2 protein-coding genes and 1 pseudogene are annotated in these 1860 nt (G+C 30.2%); all 3 read left to right on the top strand.

Annotated elements, in window-relative coordinates; translation table 11 throughout:
* Positions 1–319: 319 nt before the first annotated feature.
* Positions 320–553: pseudogene (locus A3SI_RS18560) on the top strand (PepSY domain-containing protein); the annotation flags it as partial.
* A gap of 471 nt (positions 554–1024) precedes the next feature.
* Complete coding sequence (locus A3SI_RS16335; RefSeq protein WP_040671295.1) at positions 1025–1489, top strand: hypothetical protein; 465 nt, start codon at positions 1025–1027, stop codon at positions 1487–1489.
* A 115-nt stretch (positions 1490–1604) separates the two neighbouring features.
* A complete protein-coding gene (locus tag A3SI_RS16330; protein WP_156810367.1) occupies positions 1605–1802 on the top strand; it encodes a hypothetical protein in 198 nt (65 codons plus the stop codon).
* Positions 1803–1860 lie beyond the last annotated feature (58 nt).

Here is a 1860-nt window from a genome sequence, read left to right as displayed (position 1 = left end):
TCTTTTTCCAGCTGTAATAGGTAGCAGGATAGACACCGTACTTATCCAAAGTAGCCTGAACTCCGTTCGATTTGGCTCTTCAAGTACCTTCAGCTTCTCTTCTTTAGAAAATGTCCTCTTTTTCATAAACGTAAATTTACAGAATTTTAACTAATTTACGTCCGATTAATTAGGGGGCCAATACATTCCGAATACGTGTTGCTAATTATTCCTTGGTAAAAGTCTAGAGTTATCCATCAGGACTATATAAGAAAAGAAATGAGATTTTCTATCATCCAGCAAAAGGTGAGATTGTTGAGACGAGGCTTATAAAGACTATACAGCGGGTGAAATCTATAAAAATGCCAATTATGAAATTCATACAGGTAGGGGCTTTGGCATTCTTGGGAAAATTATAGCATTTATGGCCAGCCTTTTGGCCGCTTCTTTACCTGTCAGTGGATTTTATATCTGGTACCGAAGGACGTACAAGAAACGAAAAAAGCTACACACTTCAAAAGCCTGTGAAGGTTTAAGAATTGTAATCAACAAGCTAGACACTGTAAGGAATTAAGAAAAAAACTCCCTGAAAATCAATAGGTTAAGTTTACATGGAGAAAATAAGTGAAAAATAATTTTGGTTTTAGCTTAAAAATTCATACATTATTCGGATTCTTATAAATTATTCTGCGCAGGTAATTAACAGGATTTGTTTTTAATTTTAATCATTAATTAAACAATAAAAAAAACATGAAAAATCTATTTGTTATCAAAAGTTTTGCTAGTCTTTTGACAATGGGAGCTATGGTTTTTACTTTAAGTTCTTTTAGCAGTTCCGAATTAGACGGTGATAGTGAATTTGGTGTAAGGTGTACATGCAGACAGGGACAATGTATTGCTGATGGTGCAGGTGGAAGTAAATGTAATGCAAACGATGATTGCAGTGCATGGAGCTCAAACTGTTTTCAAAGTATAGATTAACTAAGTTTCTCAGAAAATGAAGGATAGTTAAATGCTATCCTTCATTCCACTTAAATTAATTTGTATGGTACAAAAATTGATAAGTATCTTCGTTATTATTGTCTTTTTCTTTTCATGCCAAGACAAAAAAAACAGTGATGAAATTGTAGCGGACGAAACAATTGAAATCAATTTAAATAAAGGTAAAGACTTTAAAATCGATACTTTGTTTCTAAGGGATATATCATCCACAGGAAATGGGTTTTTTAGATTTAATAATGATTCAATATATTATTTTGATTTTAAATTTAATACTGTTTCTATATATGATAAAAATGGTAGATTTATAGATAGAAAGCTTGGAAAGGGTTCAGGTCCTAACGAGATAGCTTCATTTAAATATCATAATTTTATTAATGGAGATGAAAGTGTGTTTTTTGGGTTAAGTTATGATTTATCTTTCTATTCTAAAGAGTTTGAAAGAATTTCAATAGTGAGTTTATTAAATTTCAATAGACGAAATAAAAACTATAACGAAAAAAGATTTTAACAATATTCAGACGTATAGTTTTAACTACTATAATTTTTCAAATTCTTCAAATTTTTTATACACAAAAAATGGTTTCTTGTATTTCCCACTCTACATATCTCCTAATGTTAATCAGGTGTTTAATGGTTACAATAGCAGTTCAGATTATTTTGTAAAATCCAAATTAGTCGGAAAGGCCAGTTTAGATGATGGAAGTGTGGTAAAAGTGTTTGGAAAAAGATCTCAAAACGTGATTGATAAGGGAATGATTGGTGATTTAGATTTTGTTTCTATTTATTTTAAAGGGATCATATTTATGTTGGTCATGCTTTAGATAATGATATTCAAATTTATGATGAATCGGAAAAATATCATATAAATTTAAAAATGAT

The sequence above is a fragment of the Nitritalea halalkaliphila LW7 genome (assembly GCF_000265075.1).
In the GTDB taxonomy this organism is placed as follows: Bacteria; Bacteroidota; Bacteroidia; order Cytophagales; family Cyclobacteriaceae; genus Nitritalea; species Nitritalea halalkaliphila.
This window is presented reverse-complemented; position numbering and strand designations above follow the sequence as displayed.